Origin of the sequence: Brevibacillus sp. IT-7CA2 (genome assembly GCF_949767855.1) — a bacterium.
Classification (GTDB): Bacteria; Bacillota; Bacilli; order Brevibacillales; family Brevibacillaceae; genus Brevibacillus.
The window spans coordinates 482,944-508,132 of sequence record NZ_CATKQT010000044.1 but is presented as its reverse complement, the minus strand read 5'-3'; the positions used below and the strand labels follow the sequence as shown (position 1 = coordinate 508,132).

Annotated in this window: 24 protein-coding genes; 5 read left to right on the top strand and 19 right to left on the bottom strand. The window is 48.1% G+C overall.

Annotated features, from left to right (window positions below):
• The first annotated feature begins 19 nt into the window (after positions 1–19).
• Positions 20–526, top strand: a complete 507-nt coding sequence (locus ACM6JA_RS22095; RefSeq protein ID WP_414854054.1) for a M67 family metallopeptidase — start codon at positions 20–22, stop codon at positions 524–526.
• Here ACM6JA_RS22095 and ACM6JA_RS22090 read toward each other — a convergent pair.
• Positions 457–1,860 carry an aspartate kinase gene (locus tag ACM6JA_RS22090; RefSeq protein ID WP_414854053.1) on the bottom strand — a complete coding sequence of 468 codons (1,404 nt, stop codon included), beginning with the start codon at positions 1,858–1,860 and terminating at the stop codon, positions 457–459. The two genes, ACM6JA_RS22095 and ACM6JA_RS22090, sit on opposite strands and share 70 nt — an antisense overlap.
• A 188-nt stretch (positions 1,861–2,048) precedes the next feature.
• Here ACM6JA_RS22090 and ACM6JA_RS22085 point away from each other — a divergent pair, with 188 nt between their 5' ends.
• On the top strand, positions 2,049–2,801 hold the full coding sequence (locus ACM6JA_RS22085; protein ID WP_414854052.1) for a polysaccharide deacetylase family protein: 753 nt from the start codon (positions 2,049–2,051) through the stop codon (positions 2,799–2,801).
• A gap of 62 nt (positions 2,802–2,863) precedes the next feature.
• On the opposite strand, the gene ACM6JA_RS22080 is transcribed toward ACM6JA_RS22085, so the two are convergent.
• The 3 genes from ACM6JA_RS22080 to ACM6JA_RS22070 all read right to left on the bottom strand — a co-directional run bounded on the left by ACM6JA_RS22080 (position 2,864) and on the right by ACM6JA_RS22070 (position 6,468).
• Positions 2,864–4,405, bottom strand: coding sequence for an SPFH domain-containing protein (locus ACM6JA_RS22080; protein ID WP_414854051.1), 1,542 nt, complete (start codon positions 4,403–4,405; stop codon positions 2,864–2,866).
• Complete coding sequence (locus ACM6JA_RS22075; protein ID WP_414854050.1) at positions 4,405–4,944, bottom strand: serine protease; 540 nt, start codon at positions 4,942–4,944, stop codon at positions 4,405–4,407. Before ACM6JA_RS22075 ends, ACM6JA_RS22080 begins: the two co-directional genes overlap by 1 nt.
• 87 nt (positions 4,945–5,031) lie before the next feature.
• Positions 5,032–6,468: a PLP-dependent aminotransferase family protein gene (locus ACM6JA_RS22070; RefSeq protein WP_414854049.1), complete on the bottom strand. Its 1,437-nt coding sequence runs from the start codon at positions 6,466–6,468 to the stop codon at positions 5,032–5,034.
• A gap of 146 nt (positions 6,469–6,614) precedes the next feature.
• On the opposite strand from ACM6JA_RS22070, the gene ACM6JA_RS22065 reads away from it, so the two are divergent.
• Complete coding sequence (locus tag ACM6JA_RS22065) at positions 6,615–7,556, top strand: DMT family transporter (RefSeq protein ID WP_414854048.1); 942 nt, start codon at positions 6,615–6,617, stop codon at positions 7,554–7,556.
• A gap of 51 nt (positions 7,557–7,607) precedes the next feature.
• Here ACM6JA_RS22065 and ACM6JA_RS22060 read toward each other — a convergent pair whose 3' ends face one another.
• The 4 genes from ACM6JA_RS22060 to ACM6JA_RS22045 all read right to left on the bottom strand — a co-directional run bounded on the left by ACM6JA_RS22060 (position 7,608) and on the right by ACM6JA_RS22045 (position 13,386).
• Complete coding sequence (locus tag ACM6JA_RS22060; protein ID WP_414854047.1) at positions 7,608–8,072, bottom strand: NUDIX domain-containing protein; 465 nt, start codon at positions 8,070–8,072, stop codon at positions 7,608–7,610.
• A 16-nt stretch (positions 8,073–8,088) separates the two neighbouring features.
• Positions 8,089–8,625: a suppressor of fused domain protein gene (locus ACM6JA_RS22055; RefSeq protein ID WP_414854046.1), complete on the bottom strand. Its 537-nt coding sequence runs from the start codon at positions 8,623–8,625 to the stop codon at positions 8,089–8,091.
• 246 nt (positions 8,626–8,871) lie between these two features.
• Positions 8,872–11,895, bottom strand: coding sequence for an Ig-like domain-containing protein (locus ACM6JA_RS22050; RefSeq protein WP_414854045.1), 3,024 nt, complete (start codon positions 11,893–11,895; stop codon positions 8,872–8,874).
• Positions 11,896–12,072: 177 nt separating this feature from the next.
• Complete coding sequence (locus ACM6JA_RS22045; RefSeq protein WP_414854044.1) at positions 12,073–13,386, bottom strand: amidohydrolase family protein; 1,314 nt, start codon at positions 13,384–13,386, stop codon at positions 12,073–12,075.
• Positions 13,387–13,797: 411 nt separating this feature from the next.
• Between ACM6JA_RS22045 and ACM6JA_RS22040 the strand changes: the two genes are divergently transcribed.
• Positions 13,798–14,115 carry a hypothetical protein gene (locus ACM6JA_RS22040; protein ID WP_414854043.1) on the top strand — a complete coding sequence of 106 codons (318 nt, stop codon included), beginning with the start codon at positions 13,798–13,800 and terminating at the stop codon, positions 14,113–14,115.
• 119 nt (positions 14,116–14,234) lie between these two features.
• Here the strand turns inward: ACM6JA_RS22040 and sufB are convergent, their stop codons facing one another.
• From sufB to sufC, 5 genes are read right to left on the bottom strand one after another with little or no spacing between them, the layout of a single operon-like run.
• The gene (gene sufB, locus ACM6JA_RS22035; RefSeq protein WP_015893091.1) at positions 14,235–15,632 is read right to left on the bottom strand and encodes a Fe-S cluster assembly protein SufB; all 1,398 of its coding nucleotides are present in this window, start codon (positions 15,630–15,632) and stop codon (positions 14,235–14,237) included.
• A 39-nt stretch (positions 15,633–15,671) separates the two neighbouring features.
• The gene (gene sufU / locus ACM6JA_RS22030; RefSeq protein WP_007726380.1) at positions 15,672–16,109 is read right to left on the bottom strand and encodes a Fe-S cluster assembly sulfur transfer protein SufU; all 438 of its coding nucleotides are present in this window, start codon (positions 16,107–16,109) and stop codon (positions 15,672–15,674) included.
• On the bottom strand, positions 16,096–17,322 hold the full coding sequence (locus ACM6JA_RS22025) for a cysteine desulfurase (RefSeq protein ID WP_007726378.1): 1,227 nt from the start codon (positions 17,320–17,322) through the stop codon (positions 16,096–16,098). The genes sufU and ACM6JA_RS22025 overlap by 14 nt, the downstream gene beginning before the upstream one ends.
• Positions 17,322–18,620 (bottom strand): Fe-S cluster assembly protein SufD, encoded by a 1,299-nt coding sequence (sufD, locus tag ACM6JA_RS22020; RefSeq protein WP_414854042.1) that lies wholly within the window; start codon positions 18,618–18,620, stop codon positions 17,322–17,324. The genes ACM6JA_RS22025 and sufD overlap by 1 nt, the downstream gene beginning before the upstream one ends.
• A gap of 21 nt (positions 18,621–18,641) precedes the next feature.
• Positions 18,642–19,430, bottom strand: a complete 789-nt coding sequence (sufC, locus tag ACM6JA_RS22015) for a Fe-S cluster assembly ATPase SufC (RefSeq protein WP_017251436.1) — start codon at positions 19,428–19,430, stop codon at positions 18,642–18,644.
• Positions 19,431–19,711: 281 nt separating this feature from the next.
• Here sufC and ACM6JA_RS22010 point away from each other — a divergent pair, with 281 nt between their 5' ends.
• Positions 19,712–20,287 carry a stalk domain-containing protein gene (locus ACM6JA_RS22010; protein ID WP_188065965.1) on the top strand — a complete coding sequence of 192 codons (576 nt, stop codon included), beginning with the start codon at positions 19,712–19,714 and terminating at the stop codon, positions 20,285–20,287.
• A 103-nt stretch (positions 20,288–20,390) separates the two neighbouring features.
• Here the strand turns inward: ACM6JA_RS22010 and pckA are convergent, their stop codons facing one another.
• The 6 genes from pckA to ACM6JA_RS21980 form a co-directional block, all read right to left on the bottom strand.
• Complete coding sequence (pckA, locus tag ACM6JA_RS22005; protein ID WP_414854041.1) at positions 20,391–21,974, bottom strand: phosphoenolpyruvate carboxykinase (ATP); 1,584 nt, start codon at positions 21,972–21,974, stop codon at positions 20,391–20,393.
• Positions 21,975–22,266: 292 nt separating this feature from the next.
• Positions 22,267–23,409 (bottom strand): M20 peptidase aminoacylase family protein, encoded by a 1,143-nt coding sequence (locus tag ACM6JA_RS22000; protein WP_087343446.1) that lies wholly within the window; start codon positions 23,407–23,409, stop codon positions 22,267–22,269.
• 58 nt (positions 23,410–23,467) lie between these two features.
• On the bottom strand, positions 23,468–23,809 hold the full coding sequence (locus tag ACM6JA_RS21995) for an SCP-2 sterol transfer family protein (RefSeq protein ID WP_414854040.1): 342 nt from the start codon (positions 23,807–23,809) through the stop codon (positions 23,468–23,470).
• Between the two features lie 315 nt (positions 23,810–24,124).
• Positions 24,125–24,292, bottom strand: coding sequence for a hypothetical protein (locus ACM6JA_RS21990; protein ID WP_414854039.1), 168 nt, complete (start codon positions 24,290–24,292; stop codon positions 24,125–24,127).
• Positions 24,285–24,677, bottom strand: coding sequence for a VOC family protein (locus ACM6JA_RS21985; protein WP_007726371.1), 393 nt, complete (start codon positions 24,675–24,677; stop codon positions 24,285–24,287). Before ACM6JA_RS21985 ends, ACM6JA_RS21990 begins: the two co-directional genes overlap by 8 nt.
• A gap of 22 nt (positions 24,678–24,699) precedes the next feature.
• Positions 24,700–25,140 carry a hypothetical protein gene (locus tag ACM6JA_RS21980; RefSeq protein ID WP_007726368.1) on the bottom strand — a complete coding sequence of 147 codons (441 nt, stop codon included), beginning with the start codon at positions 25,138–25,140 and terminating at the stop codon, positions 24,700–24,702.
• Positions 25,141–25,189: the final 49 nt, after the last annotated feature.

Genomic DNA, 25,189 nt, shown 5'->3' with positions numbered 1-25,189 from the left:
GAAGAAGGACGGAAGCCGAATGAAAAATCCCGCTTGGTTGGGTGAACCCTTTGCGATTAAGGATAACAAAATATTCCTGACGAAAAAAGTAGCGAAACGCCTCCTGGCCGAAGCACAAGAGGCGTTTCCTTATGAGTATTCTGTTTTGCTCGCAGGTCGTGGAGCAACGATTACGGCCTGTGTACCGATGCCTGTCTCACCCGACAAGCACGTTTTCGCTTGGGATGGGCAAACGTTTCTTCAAGCCTTGCAGCACATCCGCAAGCACAATCTTCAATGGTTGGGGGTCTTGCATACACACCCTCATACACCGCCAATCCCTTCTATACGCGACATAGCTGGCTGGCATTATCCCACGCTCAGCTATTGGATTGTGGGACTCGCATCCGCACAACCGGAATGGTGCGTCTATCAATGGGTACAGGATGGAAATAGCGGCTCATTTGAAGCACGCGACTACATACTGACAGAAGCGGCTTGTGACGATGAGGAAACTACTGGTTCTTCGGCTCCAAAAAACTCTTGATACAAAGCAATCACAGCACGATCTGCCTCTTCGGCTTTTACCCCGAACATCATGCTTACTTCCGATGACCCCTGATTGATCATTTCCAGATTGATTTTCGCAGCAGCCAACGCAGCAGTGGCTCTCGCTGTTGTCCCCACAGACTGACGCATACCCTCCCCGACAATCATGACGAGTGCAAGACTATGCTGAACAGCGACATCATCAGCGAACAGCTCTCGGCGGATGCGTTCCACAATCCGCTGTTCCTTCTCTTCCGTGAGATCGCGCTCTCGCAGAATGACAGAAATGTTATCAATTCCAGATGGAGTATGCTCGTACGAAAGCTCTTCCTCCTCCAGAATTTGCAGCAGCTTGCGACCAAAACCAATTTCGCGGTTCATCAAATACTTGCTGACGTAAATGCTGCAAAAGCCGCCGTCGCTTGCAATCCCCGACACTCTGTTTGTAGCAGATCCTCTCTCGGCCACAATCATCGTACCAGGTGCAGACGGATTGTTCGTATTCTTAATGCATACGGGAATATCTGCTTGATACGCGGGAATCAACGCTTCCTCATGGAACACACTAAAACCGGAATAGGACAGCTCCCTCATCTCTCGGTACGTAATCTCTGTCACCTTTTTCGGATCGGCAATCAGATTCGGATTGACCACATACACAGAATCGACATCGGTAAAATTCTCGTAGACCTCTGCCTGAACCGCCGCAGCCAAAATCGATCCCGTAATATCCGAGCCACCGCGCGAAAAAGTAACCAGATCACCGGAACGTGAATAGCCGAAGAAACCAGGGAAAATGACAATTCCCTCCCGCTCTCGCAATGTCGCCAATTTGGCATACGCTTCAGGGAGGATATGTGCATGGCTTGCTTCGTCTGTAACCAGCATTCCTGCATCCTTTGGATTGATGTAAGTCGCCACCTCGCCCAAGCTCTGCAAATAACGAGCGACAACTTTGGCGCATGTATCCTCTCCCGCAGCTTTGACCGCATCCATGAATCTTTCCTTGGACAAGCCCGCCTTGTTTGCGAGAACCTCCCCGAGCTCCGCTTCAATCGCTTGACCAATCTCGGCAGAAAGCCCGAGATCTGCCGTAATCTCCTGATAGCGCAAGAATATTGCTTGTTTCGCTTCCGCTGTAGGCTCCCCAGCCAAAAATCGCTCAGCATAGGCGATTAACAAATCAGTAACCTTCGTGTCTTCCTTGTGCCGTTTCCCAGGTGCCGATACAACAATGAATCGTCTGTCCCGATCCGCCAAAACAATTTGGCATACTTTTTTTATTTGCTCGGCATTTGCCAGTGATGTTCCCCCAAATTTTGCTACCTTCATGATTGATTCCTCCATCTAACTCTCACATTTTCTGCTTTAACTAGCTTAATTTATCCACACAAAAAGAACAAGTGTCTTTTCCACAAAGACACACAAGAATAATCATCAAGATTTGTCGCATAGTAACGGGGAGTACATCATCATGTACAGCTACCTAGCAGGAAAGTCTCTGGTGACGAGGTGAACGAATGAAAAAGCATATCCTCTTTCTCCCACTTTTGCTAGCTGTTATTCTTGCCCCTTCCTTCAGCGAGACAGCCAATGCCATCCGGGAAAAAAATCGTGAGTATTACGAAACAAGAGGAGATATCGTTTGGGAAGTGCCGACAGAGAGCAAGGTGATTGCCCTTACCTTTGATGATGGCCCTGATCAGGTATACACTCCTCAGATCGCAGCGCTGCTGAAGCAATATCAAGCGAAATCTACCTTTTTTGTCGTAGGCAATCGTGTGAGCCAGTACCCGGAAATCGTCAAATCTCTCGTGAATGATCAACATGAGGTTGCCAATCACACTTACAGTCATCCAGATATTCGAAAGCTGTCAGGGAATCGACTGTTAGAAGAGGTGCAAAAAACGCAGGAGACGATTTATTCGGCAACAGGGGTTCGTCCCACCCTCTTTCGTCCTCCGGGAGGGTATTATGACGAGAAAGTCGTCGATACAGCCAAGCAAGCCGGTTTTCTCGTGATCATGTGGTCGTGGCATCAAGACACGCGTGATTGGAGCGATCCCGGTGTAAAAAAAATCGTCAACAAGGTTTTGAACAACGCGCGAAATGGGGACATCGTGCTATTTCACGATTATGGAGGCAATCGCAGACAGACCGTTCAAGCTCTCGAACAAATATTGCCTGAACTGAAAAATAGAGGGTATAAATTCGTAACGGTCAGCGAATTGTTGAGAGGATATGGACGTGCGAAGCAGGTAGACTATCCTTGATTTTCTTCCCATGAAAAAGTGCCCCTCGTTATAAAGGGGCACTTCTCCTCTGATCGATTTGATTATTTGTTTTCGTTCTCCAAAATAGAGTCCGTCTCTACCTGAACTTTTACGGGTACAGGCTGTTGCTGTGTGGGTACGGTACCACCCTTTTGCATAAAGTCCGAGATCATCTTATTCATATCCAAACCGGACACGTCTTTCAGCATCTCAGGCAGTTGGGCCATCAGCTTCGTAACATTCCCGCTCAGACGGTTGACGCCATCTCCCTGACCGCCTCCTGCATCCACGATCGTTACCTTATCGATCGCTTTCATTGGCTCGGCAATTTTCTCAGCCAGCTCAGGGAGCATTTTCGCAATAATATCGAGCACAGCCGCATGACCGAATTTTTCAAATGCTTCAGCCAACTTCTCTTTCCCTTCTGCCTCGGCTTCGAGCTTGAGGCGTGTGACTTCTGCCTCAGCGCTACCACGTGCTTTTTCAGCCTCGGCAATCGCCAAACCTTCCAGACGTTTCTGCTCAGCATTTGCTTTTGCTTCCGCTTCAATGCGGTACTTGATCGCGTCTGCTTCTTTCAGCTTCTTCGCTTTTTCCGCTTCTGCCGCCTGTTCCACAGAGTAGCGGTCGGCGTCGGCCTTTTTCTTCACTTCCGCATCATATTGCTTTTCGCGGCGAAGAATTTCTTTTTCCTCCAGCTCGATTTCCTTCTGCTTGCGGACGAGATCGACCTTCATCTCTTCTTCTGTAACCTGCTGCTTGGCGACAGCTTCTTGCAGCTTGTAAGCTTGGTCTGCGCTCGCCTTCGCTTTGTCCTGTTCTTGCTTAAACGCCGCTACTTTCAGCTCTTTTTCCTTTTCTGCTTCGGCAATGTTCGTTTCCTTCAGTAGCTCTGCCTTGCGTGCCTCTTCCTCTGCCTGTGCCTGCTTGATCCGCGCTTCTTTGTCCGCATCAGCCTGCGAGATGGTCGCATCGCGCTTCACTGCAGCGATCTGCGGGATTCCAAGGGCAGCTAAATAGCCGTTTTTGTCCCGTACATCCTTGATCGTGAAGCTGACAACGGACAGCCCCATTTTCTTCAAATCCTTTGTTGCTACCGCTTGCACCTCTTGTGCGAATCGCTCACGGTTCTTGTAAATTTCCTCTACCGTCATACTGCCGAGGATTGCCCGCAAATATCCTTCGAGTACTTCCTGTGCTTCTCCGCGCAGTGCCTCGTCACTCTTGCCCATAAATTGCTCGGATGCGGTCGCGATATCTTCAATTGAACCGCCTACCTTGATGATCGCTACGCCATCTGCCATGACAGGAACGCCCTGCTCGGTATATACCTCTGGCGTCGATACGTCCAGCTTATGAGACAGAAGACTCAGAAAGTTTGCTTGTTGAAAAATAGGGAGGATAAATGCGCCGCCTCCGCGGACGATCTTCATCTTACGTCCTGATTCGTCACTGAGTACGTTTTTCGAGCCGAGATAGCTCCCCGTTACGATCATGGCTTCATCTGCACCTACTGTTTTGTAACGGGCCCAAAAGGCAATGCCCAAAACGAGAAAGACTGCGACGACAACACCTACTATCGTCAAAATACCGGGATCTAACATCATTTCTCATCTCCTTCGCCAGATTCAGTGTAAAAGGGGATCACATACAGGACATGGTCACGCACCTCGACCACAACGACACGGGTTCCATGCGGGATAATCCCGCCCTCAAGACTCGCCGCCATATGGTAAGTGGTTCCACTAATCATTGGCAGCAGCACTTCTCCCAGTCCTTCTGCAGGGATCGTCGTCCCGACTTCCCCCAGCTTTCCTCCTAGTTGACTCATGGAATAGCTAGTGGAATTTTCCGCATGGCTCATCGGCTTTACCCACAGGAAGTACGAGACGAAAGCCAAAGCGATGCCAATGACAGCAGCCAGCATCAACACGACAAGCGCACCAAGCGAAGTGTAACGAGATAGCAAATACCCCGCTCCGCCAAAGGCAGTCATGCCGCTGACCAACAAAATGGGCTGTGCAAAAGGCAGATGCAGATGTCCCAGCCAATCCGAGAGCGTATCGCCAAACACCAGCGAGATGACCGTGTAGATTAGACCAAGTACAAGGCAGACCATGTAGACGGTTTCAAGTACGCCCACGACTGTCCCCCCTTTCAAAAATTGCCTCTATAGTGCATACGAGTGAGATGGGAATTAGTTTCATAAATAAGGAAACAATCCCTTTTCTTATCGCTTTTTCTGCTGAAGGACTCTTTGAATACGACGAATTCCTTCCTCGATATTCGCCGGGCACTCCCACGAATAGGTCAGTCGCAGCCAGCCTGCTTCCGCTCCATAGACGCTGCCAGGGGTAAATACGACACCTTCCCTAATCGCATCATCCAGCAATTCCTTTTCGTCCCTGGGAGCAAGCAACCGACACCAAATATGATAGCTGCCACCAGGCTCATTCCATACTGCGTAATCGGAGAGATGATTGTGCATAGCTCGTACCATCGTTTGTTGCTGGGCCAATAAGTAACGAGACATTCGCTCCTGCTGATTGTTCCAGCTCTCTCGCTCAACAAATTGCCGGGCGAATTGCTGGGATACGCTGCTCGTTCCAAAGTCCATTTGCTGCTTGGCATCGGCTAGTCTTTCTACGACTGATCTTGGTCCTACCAGCCAGCCAATCCGCAAGCCTGGCGCAATCGTTTTCGAAAGGCTCCCGACATACAGAACAGCACCTGTCTTGTCGATGGCTTTGATCGGCTTGGGAGGTCTAGGGTTTCCAGCCAGTGTCAATGCACCGTAAGCGTCGTCCTCCACAAGTGGCAAGCGTAGCTCCTGGCAAATATCGAGCAACTGGGCTCGTCGTGCCTCGCTTAAAATCGTCCCGCTTGGATTATGATAGGTCGGGTTCGCGAAAACCATGCGAATGCGATGCTCCCGCTGCAAGGCGTAGACAGCCTCGGGTACAATACCATCCTCATCCATCGGCAAGCGAAATAAACGCAGGCCAGCTGAACTGAATAAGGGAAGAGAATACGAATAAGAGGGTCCCTCCATTGCGATTGCGTCTCCAGGATTCAAGAGACATAGTGTAATGAGATGCAGTGCCTGCTGCGCTCCTGACGTCACCAAAATTTCGTCGGGAGAAGCCTGAATGCCGTAGTTTTCGTGCAAATGCACAGCTAGTGCCTCACGGAGACGCGGCTCCCCCTTTGGATGCGCGTAGCCCAGTTCAAGCTTGATCTCGTTTTCTTCCCCCGGCGTCGTTGGGATGAATGAAGGGATCATCGTCGTTGCCAATTCTGCCTTTGCCAGATTGATGATCGAGGAATCGAAGCATGCATCCTGTATTCGTTTCGCGAGTGGATAGGCTGGCAAAAAAGCTCCCCCATTCGTGTAGGTATACCAGTTTGGCATCTGTTTGACGCCCCACAGATCACGACTGACCCAAGTACCGCTCCCTTGCCACGATTGTAAAATACCTTTGGCCCGCAATTCTTCATACGCTGCTGATACCGTCCCACGATTGACGCCAAAGCGCCGTGCCAACACTCTTTCCGGCGGCAGAGATGTACCCGGGGGCAGCACTCCCAGCACAATCTGTCGTTCCAGCTCTTTGGCGATTTGCATATAGATCGGAGCTCCCGCGTCTTTGTCCGGCTTCCATTCCATCCTGATCCGTCCTCCACACTTGCTGTTTTCCTCACTTTCGACAAATTGGCTTACTGCTCCTGCTGCCAATTGGCTCTACCTTTCATGAGCGTTCGCCTCTAAGATGGAACAACAGAAACTTTTATTCGATGAAGGATGGGATTCGGATGAGTGCACAGCTTCCTATCGAGAAGCAGGACGTACAAAAAGAACAGTCGATCACTCTCGAGCAGTTGCATACAGAGAAAAGGGGCTTGCTGTATGGCTTCATCGGGGTGCTTAGCTTCAGCTTGACCTTGCCTGTAACGAAGGTGGTTGTTACCGTGCTCACTCCCCTCTCGGCAGGGTTGGGACGAGCGTTGATCGCAGCAGTACTGGCTGCTTTGGTGCTCCTAATCAAACGCGTACCGTTTCCTACCTGGCAAGAGACCAAGAAACTGTTGCTCGTATCTGCTGGCGTAGTAGCGGGCTTCCCGTTTTTCTCGTCGTGGGCAATGGAGAGAGTGCCTGCTACCCACGGCGCAGTCATCATTGCCCTATTGCCATTGGCTACGGCAGGCGCAGCGATATTTTTTTCAGGAGAGCGCCCCACCCGAAAGTATTGGATTTCTAGTGCGATCGCTTGTGTAACGATTATCGCCTACGCGATCAGTTCTGGCTTTGGTGCCCTCCAATGGGCGGGTCTCGCCTTGCTCGGGGCGGTCATCAGTGCGGCGATCGGATACGCAGTTGGTGGTGAGCTCTCCAAGACAATGGGTGGTTGGCAGGTCATCAGTTGGTCATTGATCTTCGCCTTTCCTTTTCTCGTCGTTCCGCTGGCGGGTCCTTTGCTCACTGAATTAAAACAAGCCACTTGGCCTGTCTGGATCGGTTTTGGCTATATTAGCGTAATCAGTATGTTTCTCGGTTTTTTCGCCTGGTATCACGGCCTGGCAATCGGCGGCGTCTCCAAGGTCAGTCAAATTCAATACCTTCAACCCTTTTTATCGATCATCGCAGCCTGGCTGCTCCTGTCCGAGCCATTGACACTCGGTGCTGTTCTCTCAGCTGTCATTGTCGTGTTGGCTGTCGCAAAAGGAAGAAAAGCTTCCGTTCAGCAAAAAGCGTAAGTAAAAAAACACCGCTCCTCTTCACTAGGAAAAGGGCGGTGTCTCTTGTATTTATTCTGCTTGGCTCAACATATTTCCCAAGTACATCGGTTGATAAGTGGGATCGGATAATACTTTCTTGACTTGATCCGGGCGTGTTTTGTGGTCGTTCGGCAGTTGTTTCCACTCTTCTAGCGTGACCCAGCCAGCCCATTCGATTTCTTCATCGACGATACCACCTGGTGTAGGGTTTGTCTCTTCACCGACGAGCTTCGCCAGAACTCCCACTCCGACTGTATGCTTGCCGTTTCCTTCCTGATCGATCCGATCGTCTATCCAGATCAATCGCTCCATTTCCACGAGGAGTCCGGTCTCTTCCATCACTTCTCTTTTCGCCGCATCTGGAATCGCTTCTAAATATTCTACGATTCCCCCTGGCAGGTTGTAAAAGATGCCTCGTTGTGTCTGTTCACGGATGAGGAGGACTTTCCCTTCGTGTTCCACTACTACGGTGACTCTCAAGCGAATCGCTGACATTTCGCTCGCTCCCTTCTCAGATGGCAGGCGTACGCGTAACATTCAGGGAATCGACACCGGAGTGTGCTAACCATTCCTGTAATGCCATAAGTCCATATTGTTCCAAAAACTTTGCTTCAGAATCCGCGATTGCATGAAGCATCATGAACCTGATTACGTCCTTGCCGTTTGTATAATATTCAAGTCCAGCCTCTTCATAATAGGCAGGGGTCAGTACCATATGATTTAAAACCGATTTTTCCACGATTGTATCCCCGAGCGAAAAGATGCTCCCAGACTCCATACGGATAGTTTGACTCTCCCACTGACGAATCACCTGGGCCGCTACTCTTGCCAAATGCGTAATCATTCTCTGCTCAAACTGATAGGAATAGACGAGGTACTCCGTTGCCACCATCTTGTGCAACTCAAGCGTGGCATACGTCCACCACCCTCGCTTGCGCGTAGCCGGATAGACGGCAATCAGGATATCCGCATCCTCGGATTGATACAGCTCGCCTTGACTCCCAAAAAAGCGGTGGCAATGATCCATTAATTGCTTTACCACTATCATATGTGCAACCCCGCTCCAAAAAGTATGAAAACCTCTACGGCTGCCTGCTCATAGAAGAGCAATTGCATCTTTGTGAAATGGTTCGTGCTCGCCCGAAAAAAGCATGCCCGGATTCGTAGGCATACTTCGTTGATGTTGGACAGCATTATCTTGTATATACGAACATTTTATCATTGTGTGGAGCGAATGTACATGTTTCAACACGCACAAAAAAGCCCCCGGTTTTTCCGAGGGCCTTGTTTTTGTTTATTTCGTGACTTTCACGAAAACTGTCATGCTTTTACCTTGGTACTTCACCTTGAGCTTCGTTGTTCCTTTTGCATGTCCTGTAATGACGCCATTTTCTACTGTGGCAATCTCCTCGTCTTCACTGGACCATATCGCTTCGTCTGTTATGTCTTTTTTCGATCGATCCTGGTAGTAGACGGTTGCTGTGATCTCTTCCTCTTCACCCTCAGAAATCGTGACAGATCGATTACTGATGTATAGTTGACTGATCAGCTCAGCACCCCCCACATAGACTGTCAGCTTGGATGTTTTTCCGGCATATTGGGCTGAAATGACGGTCACACCCGGGGCAATCCCGATGATTTCTCCCTTCTCATTGACCGTTGCCACCTCTGGCTCACTGCTATCCCAAATTGCCTGTTCCGTGACATCCTCCGTTTTCCGGTTGGATAACGTAGCGGCAAGTGTTAGCTGCTCCTCTTCATCTACGTCCAAGCTCAAACTACTTGGGATGAGTTTTAGTCTGCTTACATATACATCCGAGACCACGACAGGAATGGTGATTTCTTCGTCTTGATACGAAATCGTAATCGTTGCTTCCCCTTTGTTTTTGCCAGCTTTGATTACACCTTTTGTGGCAAGCGCTACTTCTTCTTCGCTCGTTTCATATCGGACTTCTTTGTTTTTGGTAATGTCCTCTTTCGTACCGTCGGCGTAAATCGCATACAGCTTGATAGAAGAGGATTTTCCTGGCTTCAACAGGATGTTTTTATCCGATACGCTCAGTCCGACCAATCTCTTTTCCCCTTCACGGGCAACTTTTACTGGAATCGTCGCCGTCTTGCCTTGGTCAACGGTCGTCACAGTAATCGTTGCTTTCCCGCCAGCAAGAGGAGTAACTACACCTTTGTCGTCGACAGATGCTACTTCTGGATCACTGCTGCTCCACTTCACGCTCTGATTCGATGCATACGCAGGTGTAATGGTTGCACGCAATTCAGCCGTTTCTCCGCCTTCCGTTAAGTACAACTCCTCTTGGTCGAGACTCACGTCTGTTACTGGATAGTAAGATGGCGGTGGCGGCGTAACAGATTGTCTTTGGACTTCAATCGTGTACGTCTTCGTTGTACTATCTTCTGCTGTCACTATAATGGTAATCATGTTGCTTCCTGCAGTCAGTGAAATCTCAGCACTTTCTTGTCCACTCGCTACGGCAGTACCGTTCACTGTGACCGTTGACTTTGAGTCAGCCGTTGTCGGGGTTACTTTCAAACTAGTAGTGCCACTCCCAACATCATGCGTGTAGCTTGTGGTATCTGGATCAAACGCTTCGTTTAAAGAACCGCTACTCACAGTTAAACCGCTTAAATTGGCGTTCGTCGACACCAAAATCTTATTCACTTGAATGTTGTACGTCTTCGTTGCACCTGTCTGCGCTGTTACGATAATGGTAATGGGATTGCTTCCAATCTGTAGAGAAATTGCATCGCTTGCTTGTCCGCTCCTGACAGGACTTCCGTTGACCGTTATCGTTGACTTTGAATCAGCAGCAGTCGGTGTAACAGTCAAGTTTGTAACGCTTTGACCAACATTTTGCGTGTAGTCCGTCTTCGCCGAATCAAATGTTTCATTCAATGGCCCCGAATTCAAGCTGATGCTGCTCAAATCAACGTTATTGGATACTATTGTTACAGATGTATCTACATAACCAGTAGCGCTTACCGTGATCGTATGCCCGACAGCTGTCAGCTCATTGGCCTGAATCGTAATTTTCCCTGGAGAAGCAGTGTAAGTAAGCTCCTTGTTCGTTTCATCTTTGACAGCCGTAATGTTTTGACGCCATGTCAGATCATCTGCGAAAGTGATGTCGATCGCATTGGCTACATCACTACTCGTTGCAGTTGTGGAAAGTACAGGAGGAGGTGTAGATACCATTTTGTATACGGTGGAATCCCCTGAAGAATCAGTTGCCACTGCATAGGGAATACCACCTACGATCGTTAAAGAAACACCATTCACACCTGATGTAGTAAAAGCCTCGCTGCCTACTGTCTCCCATTGGCCAATATACTTCTTCACTGTTGCTTTTCCGCTATTGCTGTCTATATACGCTACATAAGGAATATCTTCTTTGACAGCCATGGACAATGCATGTGTCCCTTCATTATTTACAGATGTACCAGGACTGCTTAAGGATGAGCTCTTCTTACCCGGTGTGTCACGGTACACCACGATGGACTTATCATTCTGATCCACTATTGCCATATAAGTAGAATCATTGTAATCACTAGCAGCAAAAGCTATCGGGTTACGTGATGAAATCGAATAATCCTCCTCGAAATTCCACCATGGATTAGAACCATCAGTCCCATTTAAACTCAATACTTGAGTAAAATTCGGCCATACATTCGCTACGTGGAGTTTTCCGTTTTGATTCGCTAACGTAATATTCGCTATGGCCTTTCCCGAATTGGAAGCGTTCAATACCAGTTTCCAGTCGTTTCCTTGAAATTCTTTAACCGTTGCATTAACGCTTACCATCCCTACATTGACTTTACGTGCATATGCCAAATATATTTTCCCGCTTATGCTAATCAAGGATGGAAGGACTTCATTCGATGCATCGGTCTCTGTCCCTACTGTTTTCCAGCTACCTCCTTCATATTTCTTCACCACGACACTCTCATTATGTATATATGCTACATAAGGTTCTCCGTTAGAAACAGCTAAAGACGGATATCGAATTTGACTTTCGGAAAAACCTTCGTCCCCAACCGACTCCCAGTCAGCTCCGTTGTATTTCTTCACGGTAGCCTTTCCGCCTTTGTTAGAATCCGCATAGACGATATAGAGAGTTTCATTTGCGTTCAAGAGGGTCGCATATTGCGCACCTTCTATTCCCGCGTTGTTTACTTGTGACCAATTATCTGTACTTGCAGCATACGCTGTGCTTCCTGCGAACAGGGCATGGCCTGACAAGCTGCCAAATACCATCATCAGTCCCAGAACGACCATCATCACTTTTTTACAGAATGAAACCATCGATTCTCCCTCCTACTTTAATTTTTTCCTACCATCATATAATTAGGACAATTCAATAATTATAGCAGAATGTCTATAAGTTGATCGTCTAACTAAAGTTAATAAGAAACGTGCCTGAGCGACTTCATCACCAAAGAGTGACCAGTCACTGCAGGCACGTATTACGACAACTCTCTATCAGACTCGCACACCTTGATATCTCTCCAATTCCTCTCTCATAAAGCGTGTGCTGTCATTCAATAAGTCAATATCAACAGGATCATGAACAACCCTGCCGTTCTTCTTCATCCATCTACCGTCGATCATGACATGTGCGATATTACCAGCATTCACATTCATCAATACATAATGGTAAGGATCGTAGAGTGGCGCTGTTTGGTGCCTCCTGGTGTCAATCATGATGAGATCCGCCTTCTTGCCTGGTGTCAGGCTGCCGATTTCATCTTCCATCCTCAACGCACGGGCTCCGTCAATCGTGCCTATTTCCAGCACACTCTTGGCATTGAAGACGCCCAGACTTGGTTCTTCACCCTTGATGTTGACTAGTTCATTATGCACGCTGTGGGTGTACGCCAAAGCTACCCGCAATTGTGTAATGATATCCGCCCCAACCACGGAGGTTGTGTCCACACCGATCGACGGCCTGCCTCCCTTACTCAGGATCTGATAAAATGGCGGGTATCCATGTCCCATCAGCATTTCAATCTCCGGTGTAATGGAGACAGACATATTTTCTTTCACAAAAAGCTCATAGTCCTTTTCGGACAGTTGGTTGCAGTGAGCAAAGTTAATGAAATCGAGAGGAAGACCCTCCTCGTGCAAATGAGCGATGAGCCCATCTTCACCAGGCACCCCTCCCACATGGACGGTAGCGAACACATTTAGCTCATGTGCTTCTTTTATACTGCGCTTTAATCGTTCCACATCGTTGCTGAGCGCACCAAGTGCAATCTGAGTCAACGGGTTGCTGTTTGTCTCCCGCAACCGCAGCATATTTTTAAAGTTCGCATCTTCATCATGGGCTACCACTGAATCTGCAATAGCCACTATGGTACGCATTCCGATTTCTGAATCCGCTCTCAAAATTTCAAGGCCATGCCCATAGCTATTGGTCGAATTCGCCCAGTGCAGTACGGTTGTAACGCCAGAATGAATCGCCTCCAAATAGCCGATATAACTCCCTACATAGATGTCCTGCGGGCGAAGGCGTTGTCCGATATCCCCAAGAAACCGCGTAAAGTAGTCCGTCAGCGACCAGTTCGTAAAGGCTTGACTGAACAAATGCTGATAGACGTGGCGGTGTGTATCCACGAAGCCCGGCATTACAATGTACCCGGAACAGTCAATCACCTCCATATCTTCCGTCAGCTCGATGTTCTTTCCGACCTGCTTGATGATGTTGTTCTTAATCAAAATATCTCCATTTTTAATTTCTCTAATTTGAGAATCCATCGATAAAATATGCGCGCCTTGAATCAGTATTGTTGACATCGTTATACCTCCTAAGCGTCATTTGAGATGGATACTGCCTCTAAAAAAACTCCCCCCTTTTACGTGAGCTACTCTATCGTTTGCTACCTAGCTTGATCCTCTACTATAATAAAATCTAGCTGTTTGCTTTGTAGTCGCAAAGGAAAGAGCGCGTGAAGAGTCGGTTTCCGGTAGTGCCCGTCAATGCCCTATCTGGAAATCGGCTCTTTGTTATTGTCACGAGAAAGCTAGAAAAGAAACGTCTAGCCATCTCGCAAACAATCTAAAACTTTAGACGCACAAAAATGTAAAAAGTTTCAAATTTAAGATAAATTTCACTCTTTGGCTTTACGATTAGTTTATTGTTACCTTTCTCCATCTCCTTTCGTCTTGTTATTTGAAATTCCACTTTTTGGGAGGAATCAAGCACTTATGAAAAACAAGACAGCTTGTCTCGTCCTTTCTATTAGTCAAAGCGTATATGCCATTTTCTTATTGGCTTGGGTAATTTCTGTTTTTTTTACCATTGTGCTTCTACCTGAAGATGAATATGATACTGGAGCGCCGGAGGTGTTCTATACGATCCTATCGTATCCGTTTGTACTGCTTGCCTCAGCGATGGGCAGTTGGTACTACTATCACAAGTTGAAATTCAAAACGAGTTACGCACTCAACGCCATTCCTTTACTTTGGGTCATTCCGATGGCGGTATTTATGATCATATTATGGAAATTCAGTATGGCCTCGTAAAAACAGCCCTCCGGCGAACTACCGCCAGAGGGCTTATGCGTTTCCCCTAATAAAGCATGGGCATATAAAAAATACGTGTCTGAACGAATCAGACACGTATTTTCACGTTATCGAAACGATTATCCAATAGAGCCTTCCATCTCAAACTTAATGAGACGATTCATCTCTACCGCATACTCCATCGGCAATTCTTTTGTGAATGGCTCGATGAAGCCCATTACGATCATCTCAGTCGCTTCTGCTTCTGACAAACCGCGGCTCATCAGGTAGAAGAGTTGATCCTCGGATACCTTGGATACAGTCGCTTCGTGCTCAAGCGTGATGCTGTCGTTCATGATCTCGTTGTACGGGATCGTGTCGGACGTGGACAGTTTATCCAGAATCAGCGTATCGCACTTGATATTGGACTTGGAGCCTTCCGACTTGCGTCCAAACTGGGACAGACCACGGTAGGTTACTTTTCCGCCATCACGGGAAATCGACTTGGAAATGATCGTCGATGTGCAATCTGGCGCCAGGTGAATCATTTTCGCACCTGCGTCTTGGTGTTGTCCTTTTCCTGCTACTGCAATGGAAAGAACGGTACCTTTTGCGCGAGGTCCTTTCATGATAACAGCTGGGTATTTCATAGTCAGCTTGGAACCGATGTTTCCATCGATCCATTCCATGTTCGCATCCGCGTAAGCAACCGCACGTTTAGTAACGAGGTTGTATACGTTGTTGGACCAGTTTTGGATCGTGGTGTAACGGCAACGAGCGCGTTCTTTTACAATGATTTCTACGACAGCGGAGTGCAAGGAATCCGTGCTGTAGATTGGAGCTGTACAGCCCTCTACATAGTGAACGAAGGAATCTTCATCGGCGATGATCAGCGTACGCTCGAATTGACCCATGTTCTCCGAGTTAATACGGAAGTAGGCTTGCAGTGGAGTTTCTACTTTTACGCCTTTTGGTACGTAAATGAAGGAACCACCGGACCATACTGCCGAGTTCAATGCAGAAAACTTGTTGTCTGCTGGAGGAATCACTGTCGCGAAGTATTCTTTTACGATTTCTGGGTGCAGTTTTACTGCGGAATCCATGTCGCAGAAGAGAACGCCCAGTTTTTCCAGGTCTTCCTGCATGTTGTGGTATACAACCTCAGATTCATACTGAGCAGATACACCTGCGAGGAACTTTTGCTCTGCTTCTGGAATACCCAGCTTGTCAAAGGTTGCCTTGATTTCTTCTGGCACCTCATCCCAGCTACGGCCTTGCTTTTCAGAAGGCTTTACATAGTAGGTGATGCTGTCAAAATCGAGGTCATCCAGATCGCCGCCCCATTTTGGCATCGGCATGCTGTTGAAGATGTCCAATGCTTTTAGACGGAATTCCAGCATCCATGCTGGCTCATCCTTGATCTTCGAAATTTCTTCGACGATCTCGCGGGTCAAACCCTTTTTGGTACGGAATACAGAAACGTCCTTATCGTGGAAGCCGTACTGATACTCCTGTATTTCTGGGCCTTTAACAGCCATCGTTGCTCACTCCTTCGTGTTCATGTCCCTTACCCATCACTATTCTTGCTCCGCCTGTTTGACACCTTGCTCCAATGCTTTCCAAGCCAATGTCGCGCACTTGATTCGCGCTGGGAACTTGGCTACGCCAGACAGGGCTTCGATATCACCAAGATCAATCGAGTCATCGATTTCTTTGCCTTGCATCATATCGGAGAATTTTTGCGACAGCTCCAGTGCTTCTGCTACTGGCTTGCCTTTAACAGCATCTGTCATCATGGATGCAGACGACATGCTGATCGAACAGCCTTCGCCAAGGAACTTCGCGTCCACCACCTTGCCGTCCTCCACTTTCAAGGAGAGCGAGATGCTGTCGCCACAGGTCGGGTTATTCAAATTCACAATGAGTCCGTCGGATTCTTCCAGCTTGCCGCGGTTACGCGGTTTCTGGTAGTGATCCATAATGACGCGGCGGTATAAATCATCAAGAGAAGACATTGCCGAAATACTCCTTCGTCTTCTTCAAGCCCGCGATCAGCACATCTACTTCTTCTTCTGTGTTGTACAGGTAGAAGCTTGCCCGAGCGGTAGCCGTCACATTCAGCCAACGCATCAGCGGTTGTGCGCAGTGATGACCGGCACGAACTGCGATTCCGTAACTGTCCAGCACCGTCGCCAGGTCATGCGGATGTACAGTATCCAGGTTGAATGTAATTAAACAGCTGCGGTCCTGCTGTGGGCCGTAAATCTTCAATCCTTCTATCTCGCGCATTTGTTCCATCGCGTACTTGACGAGATGTTTTTCATGGCGCTCGATATTGTCCATTCCGATCTCTTCCAAAAAGTCAATCGCTGCTCCCAATCCGATAGCTCCTGCGATGATCGGCGTTCCTCCTTCAAATTTCCAAGGAAGCTCCTTCCACGTGGAATCGTACATATCCACATAGTCGATCATTTCTCCGCCGAACTCCATCGGCTCCACACGCTCCAGCACCTCACGCTTGCCGTACAGAACACCTACGCCTGTCGGGCCTGCCATCTTGTGCGCTGAAAACGTATAAAAATCGCAATCCAAATCCTGGACGTCGATTTTCTTGTGTGGAGCACCCTGCGCTCCATCAACAAACAAAAGTGCGCCATGCTGATGAGCGATTTGGGCAATTTCCTTGATTGGGGTAGTATCCCCCAATACATTGGAAACATGGTGAATCGCAACGAGTTTGGTATTGTCCGTAATTGTTTCCTTGACTGCCTCCAGAGTAACGGTACCGTCCTCTGCCAGCGGAATGAACTTGAAAGTCGCTCCGGTCGCCTTGGCTGCCTGCTGCCATGGAATGAAATTGGCGTGATGCTCCACCAAAGTGGTCACGATTTCATCTCCAGGCCCCAGGTACTTGCGAGCATAGCCATAAGCTACCGTATTACAAGCAGATGTTGTACCACGTGTAAAGACGATTTCCGCGGCTTCACGAGCGTTGATGAAGGCGCGAACTTTTTCACGCGCGCCCTCGTACCCATCTGTCGCTATGTTACCCAAGGTGTGCACGCCACGGTGCACATTGGAGTTATACTCCCTGTAGTATTTATCCATCGCCTCGATAACCTGAATCGGTTTTTGAGAGGTTGCACCATTATCCAAATAAACGAGCGGATGTCCGTTTACTTCTTGGTGTAGGATGGGAAAATATTTCCGAAGCTCCTTGGCGTTCATTAGCCTAACTTCCTTTCAAGCGCCTGACGGAGTCTGTTTTTCACTTCTTCTACTGGAATCTCAGCGACAACTGGCTCCAGGAAGCCGAGAATGATCAGACGTTCTGCGCCTTGACGGGAAATACCACGAGACATCAAGTAGAAGATAGACTCTTCACTAAAACGTCCTACCGAAGCTGCGTGACCCGCTTTAACGTCATCCTCGTCGATCAACAGGATCGGGTTGGCATCACCGCGAGATTTATCGCTCAGCATCAGGATGTTTTCCGCCTGTACGCCGTTTGCCTTTTCAGCGCCTTTTTCGATTTTCGTGATACCGTTTAGGATACTCACTGCTTCATCCGTCATAACAGCCTTGCTCACCATGTCAGACTCCGTGTGCGTGCCGATATGCTGAACTTGGGAAGTGAGGTTTTGACGTTGGGAACCAGTACCTACAGAAATGGATTTGGTCTCTGCGATCGAAGCAGTTCCCTTGAGGATGGTGGTGTTGTTGGCAACGGTATTGCCATCATTCATCTCACCCAAAATCCATTCCATTTTTCCATCGCGATCAACGGTTGCACGACGGAAGCTGTAGTCGTGAACGTCTACAGACAGAGAACGTACAGAAGCTACTTGCACAGATGCGCCCGCGCCTACATATACTTCAACAACGCTGTTCGCAACCATGCTTTTGCCTTCGCCAGATACATATGTATCCACGTAGGTTACTTTGCTGTTCGCTTCTGCCACGATCAAAACATGTGGAGCCAACAGAGCATTGTCGCCTGCAATTTCATACACTGCTTGCAGGGGAACATCTACTTCCACGTTTTTCGGAACGTAGAGGAATACGCCACCATTCACTACTGCAGTATGCAGCGCAGTCAGCTTGTGCTCATCAAGTGCGATAACGTTCAGCAAATATTTTTGCACGAGATCGCCATGTGATTGCAGAGCATCAGCAAAAGTCGTGAAGATCACGCCTTGTGCCTTCAACTCATCGGATACTGCTTGAAAAACGGTAGAAGCATTTTTTTGTACCAACAGGTTTTTCACGCTGTCGACATCGATTTGTGCTTTTACCAAATCGCTGAGTTCATTCGCCGCTGCCACCTTCGCAGTGGTTTTGAACGGATCGAAATCAACGGTATTCCATTTATCAATTTTCGTTTTCTCCAAGGCAGGGAGCGCCAGCTCTCCCGCCGCCTTCAGTCCAGCGAGGCGCTTTTCCAGGAACCAGGCAGGCTCCTGATTAGCTTTGGAGTACTGGGTGATCGCCTCGGAATCGAAGCGTAGCTGTACATCCACACTCATTTCACTGCTGCCTCCTTCATCCTACACGTTGGCGTTTACGGTTTCGTCCTCGATGCCGAGCTCTTCCTTGATCCAGTCGTAGCCTTCTGCCTCCAGGCGTTCAGCCAGCTCAGGACCACCGGACTTCACGATACGACCTTGCATCATGACGTGTACGAAGTCAGGCTTTACATAGTTCAGCAAACGCTGGTAGTGCGTAATAATCAAGAATCCGCGGTCTGCGGAGCGCATTTCGTTTACACCAGCTGCAACGATTTTCAATGCGTCGATGTCCAAACCGGAGTCGATTTCATCCAAAATACAGATAGCTGGCTCCAAGAGCATCATTTGCAGAATCTCGTTACGCTTTTTCTCACCACCGGAGAAACCTTCGTTCAGGTAACGGTGGGAGAAAGACTCATCCATTTCCAGCGTGTTCATCTTTTTGTCCATCTCACGGATGAATTTCATCAGGGAGATTTCGTTTCCTTCGCCACGGCGCGCGTTGATCGCAGAACGCAGGAAGTCAGAGTTGGTTACACCGCTGATTTCGGACGGGTATTGCATCGCCAGGAACAGACCTGCACGTGCGCGCTCGTCTACTGCCATTTCCAACAAGTCTTCGTCATTGATTAGCACTTCGCCATCGGTTACCTCATATTTTGGGTGACCCATCAATGTGGATGCCAATGTCGATTTACCGGTACCATTTGGTCCCATGATCGCGTGCACTTCGCCGCCCTTGATCTCCAAATTCAGGCCTTTGAGGATCTCTTTGTCCTCGATCTTGGCGCGAAGGTTTTTTATTTGCAAATGCGGTACTGCTGTCATCTGAATTCCCTCCATACACGTCAAAAGTGAGTTGGTAAATTCTCAATCCATTCTCAATAACTATCTTATAATAAGAATAATTATAAATCAAGGAATGAAACATATCTGTATTTTTTATATCATTATATTTAGAAAGTCTGTTTTTGCGCATGAATCCTTCCTAAATATTGTTGCCTCCGCAGCATTTTTCCCTTTGTGACTTTTGGACATACATTTCCGTCTAAACTCCAGGTACTTTTTGTAAAAAACACCACTGGATATCTTGAAAGGGATGGAGCATTTTGAAAGAGAGTAACAAGAAACTCGCAATTGGACTCGCTACTGTCTTACTACTCGTAGGTGGCACCACAGTCTTCGCAAAAACGGGCACAGAGAAAATATCTGCTCGTTTCTCCAACATTAAATTGATAGTCAATGACCAGGTCGTCAAAACGAAAGCAGAACCATTCATATATAATGGAAACGTTTATGCACCTGTAGCGACTGTTGCCAATGCACTCGGCATTAAGCAGGAATGGGACAATAAAACTCCTGCTGTCCGTTTTTCAGGCGCTGGCGGAAGCACCGGTGGCAGTAGCATTCCAGAAGCAATTGTCCAGCAGGCAAAAGACACCTTGCCGCTTCCTTGTGACCCTTCCGATGTAAAAGGCAGCTTGTACTTTTGCGGTCCAGAGAAAGAGGTCGTTTCCAAAGGTTATGTCAATCTGACAGGAATGAGTGATCAGGAGTTTCTCGTTATGTATCGCTATCACACTATTGAAGGGCTCCCTTGGGAAGCTTACCTGACTCTTTTCCGTCAGTCAAATGGAAAAGTTGTCCCAGTCAATACCTCGAAAGTATTCGATGGTAGCAAGTAACTGATGAGCTAAAAACCGTCGGTCACAGGCTGACGGTTTTTTTACGTTTTCACGAAGAAAAAACGGATAGACCTTATCGTCTACCCGTTTCTTTCCTGTTCGATTATTTTACTTTTGGACCCGCATTCGCAATATCTGCTGCATTCGGGAATTTCTTCTCGAAGTTCTCAATGAAGCGTGCAGCCAGATCAGCCGCTTGCTTGTCGTAATCTTCCTTGTTTGCCCATGTATTGCGTGGTTGCAGAACTTCAGCAGGAACGTTCGGGCAAGAAGTCGGTACTTGTACCCCGAAAATCTCGTCAGCTACATAGTCTACTTTTTCCAGCTCACCGTTCAATGCTGCTGTTACCATCGCACGCGTGTAGGACAGCTTCATACGTTGCCCAACACCTACTGGGCCACCAGTCCAACCAGTGTTCACCAGGTATACTTGAACCTTGCGCTCGTCAATCTTCTTACCGAGCATTTCTGCATATACTACCGGATGCAATGGCAAGAATGGAGAACCGAAGCAAGTAGAAAACTCTGTTTGCGGAGCAGTTACACCACGCTCTGTACCTGCCATTTTGCTGGTGTAGCCAGACAGGAAGTGATACATGGCTTGCTCTTTATTCAGCTTGGAGATTGGAGGCAATACACCGAACGAATCGGCAGTCAAAAAGACGATGACATTTGGTTGCCCGCCCACGCCTGGAATTACAGCACCCGGAATTGCTTCCACTGGGTACGCAGCTCGTGTATTCTCTGTATATTTGATGCTATCGTAGTCTGCTACACGAGTCGCTTCGTTTACATCTACGTTTTCAAGTACGGTACCGAACTGGATTGCTTTCCAGATTTGCGGTTCGCCTTCTTCAGACAGCTTGACGCATTTTGCATAGCATCCGCCTTCGATATTGAACACACCATTGTCAGACCAGCCGTGCTCATCGTCACCGATCAAGAAGCGGTCTGGATCAGCAGACAGCGTTGTTTTTCCTGTACCGGACAAACCGAAGAACAGGGCAACGTCACCGTCTTTACCTACGTTTGCAGAGCAGTGCATCGAGAGTACGTTGCGCTCTGGAAGCAGCATGTTCATTACGCTGAAGATCGACTTTTTCATTTCGCCAGCATACTCAGTGCCACCGATCAACACTGTCTTTTGCTCAAAGCTCAATACGATGAAAGTCTCGGAGTTCGTACCGTGTACCGCAGGATTGGCCTTGAAATTAGGCGCATAGATAACCGTGAATTCTGATTCGTGCGCAGCCAGTTCTTCATCGGACGGACGGATGAACAACTGACGTGCAAACAGGTTGTGCCAAGCGAATTCGTTCACTACGCGGATTGGCAGGCGATAGGTTGTATCTGCACCCGCAAAGCCATCGAAAACAAACAGTTCATCTTTTGATTGTAAGTATTGGAGCACGTCTTGTTGAAGTGCTTGGAATTTTTCAATACTGATTGGTTGGTTAACCGGACCCCAGTTGATTTTATCGTGTACGGAAGCTTCGTCCACCACAAATTTGTCCTTTGGCGAACGGCCGGTAAACTTCCCTGTTAGCGCATTGAGCGCCCCCTTGTCGGTCAAAATCCCTTCGCCACGCTTCACTGCCATCTCAACAAGATTAGCTACAGGCAAGTTATGATACACTTTCGTAGCTCCAAGAATGTCAGTAAGCTTTTGAACCGTATTGGTTTCCATGTGTGAACGATCTCCTTCCCAAAATGTGTACCATTTATTGTGACTTTCTAATTGTCGCTCGATTTGTAATTAGTATATCACATTTAGCTAAATAAGCTACATAATTTTATAATCTCTTATGGAGAATGTGTGAATAACCCTCCTCATGCGTATTATTCCCCAACAGCAGTATTTTGTCCACAAACCAATCAGTCTATCGACTAGTCGGGAAGTACACAGAGACATTTTCCTCACAAAAAGAGCAACACCAAGAGTTTACTCTCTTAGTGTTGCTCTCACAAGGCATAAAGATTTACGTATTTTCAAACGTTTTTACGACTGTTTGACACAAAATCGCCACACCTTTTTCCAACGCAGAGCGTTCAAAATGCATCAGTGGATGATGCAGCCCTGGTACCAAATCACATCCAAGAGCCAGCATCGTCGCCTTGATATGAGGGCGCTCCACCGTATAGTAGTGGAAATCCTCCGCTCCCGGACTGACAGGCGCCGCTCTCAAATTCTCTTGACCGAGCACATCTACGATCGCCTGCTCCATAAATGCCTTCGCTTGATCATCGACCTCTGCCGCTACCATGCGCGACCCGGCCTCTACCTCTATGCGTGCCTGAAAAGACTCCGCAACTCCGTCGATCATTTGGCGAACTCGATTCACCAGGTCATCCATCGCCTGATTCGTCTGCGCTCGCAGATCGAGAGCAAAACGCGCCTTATCCGGGATAATGTTGTAGCTCTCTCCCCCGGCTTGCAGCATGGTCATTTTGACGGTGGCTGGCACCATCGGATTGATATGTATATGTCCGAGTCCAGAAATAATCGCTCCCGCTACTTCAATCGCATTGATCCCGAGATGCGGTCTCGCTCCGTGCGCAGCGACTCCTGTGATTTCCCCGTAGAGAAACATGGCTGCTCCGTTGTAGATAGCGGGTCCCGCCGTTCCATTTGCCATCTCCTGAATCGGTCTTAGGTGAACACCGTACAAATAATCGATGTCATCGACGACACCCTTCTCCACCAACTTCAATGCTCCCGTTCCTTTTTCTTCGGCTGGTTGGAACAAGATTTTTAACGTTCCCGGCGGTTGATATCCAGCGGCAACCAATGCTTCTACCGTTTCCACGATCAATGTCATATGGGCGTCATGACCGCAGGAATGATTCGCGCGCCATTCACCGTTGACTTCTTGCCAAAGTGCATCGATGTCTGTGCGCAAGCCAACAACTGGCTTTCCTTCGCCCCATTCTGCTACTAATCCTGTACAATCGTCAAAAGTCGTAACACGCAGTCCCAAGGCACGCATGCGCTCTGCCAAATAACGAGTTGTTTCTACTTCCTTCCAGCTTATCTCCGGATTCTCATGCAGATGACGGAATGTTTCGGCAATAGCATCTTTACGTGCGGCAACCGTCTGTTGCAACGACATAACAGTAGACATCAAAGCGCCTCCTCCAAAACCGTTTCTTCCTATTATATCACAATGCCCAATGGACCGTTCACCGACAGGTCAGTCGCAAAATGGCATCGAGCTTCAATTGGTCGCGCAATGGCCCTGCTATTTGCACCTTTTCTTTGGCTAGAACATAGACGAGCTCATCGCCGCCAAACAGCATCTGCATTTGTTTCTCCTCTCCCTTGATAATCAGATCGGCAGGCTGCTCTTCTGTCCATACATCCCAGGATGCAACGCCTTTTGCTATCGTCAGTTGCCATTGTGACGGTATATCATCTACTACAATTCCGATCTTGCGCTCCCATCCTGCTGTTATGAATCGCAAGTGTGCTTTTCCTTGCAGTCGCTCGCCCAGTTCAAAAAGCAGTCTGCCCATTCCGATCATCTACATGCCACCCCTCTCTTCCCAATTGGGTTCGTGGCCTGTCAGGTCGAATCCTTTGGCGAGGTATGAGAGTCACTGTCGGCTGTTGTCAGGGGAGCCATCTTTTTCTCGACATTGTAAGAAAGACCTTTAGAGAAGGCTTTTGAGTCAGCATAGTGGAGGAGAAGAAAAAGCACAGTTCTCTTCGACTCTGACACGCCCACAAGGGGATTCACTGGTCGTCTCCACTTAAAAAAGGGGACCGTCGAGCCAAAGCCCACCCTACGGGCGGACGTTTCTCAAGGAAGAAGTGTTCGACAAGCGTGGTCCTCTTTTTTAAGTTCCGACTGGGGAGGCTTTGTCAAGGTCTGCGAGTCCTGTGCTTTTTCTTCTCAGCAGCTTTGTTGGTTCATCGGTACCTTCTAAACCGTAAAGAAGATCATCCACAACAAAAAACAAAAAAGCATCCGCTTTACGCAGATGCTTTTCGGAAACACTACTCATCGAACTCGTCTTTATCGAGTCGCACCTCAAGGTGGTGACCATCGGGTGTCTCAAAATACAAATTATAGCTAGTAGGCTGTGTAATTGGGCCACGATAGCAAATATTCTCTGCCTCCAGCTTATCGACCAGATAGTCCAGCTCAGCTCGGCTTTGCACAGAGAAGGCGAGATGATCGACCTGCCCTACGCCGCCTTTCCCAGCTTCCCCGCCATGAGGATGAAGACCGATCCGTGTGTATGTGCCAATTTGAAAGTAGACAGGTGCTCCTTCCGTCATATTCTCTTCCGGGATAGGGACTTCCAAAATGTCCTTAAAAAAACGAGCTACCTTCACAACATCACTACAATTCAATGCGATGTGGTGAACGGCTTTCAAATGAAACATTCACACTGCCTCCCACGTCAACTCAGGTCATGCGCTCTTGTGCGACATTAGCTTTTCTTTTATTGTACTGCTTCAATCGCTCGCTTAACCGTCTTAAACGAATCATCAATGCTTCCCGCCAATCGTCATCCTGTAACTCCTTGGCGATCCCGAGCAGATCAAGTGAAATATCGATCTGCTGCTTTAATACTTCGGCGAAGCTGGCAGCTTCATCCGTCATGGTACAATTCTCAAACAACTCGGATGTATTGTCAACACTCACAAAGTCAGCAAAATCCACTTCTGGAGCCTGATCTCCCTGAGCATATTCTACTAAAATTTCGTATTCTCCCTCAATACCGGGATGAACCTCAATTCTGTCACATACAGGACAAAACATGATCGGGACATTGTGTACAAGCGTTTTATAATGACGGACTGAGCCAACGGAACCTACCATTCCAGCACCACAACAAAAACTCATATGGTCTCCCTCCCTATTCGCCAAATGAAACGTCCATGTCCGTTTTTTG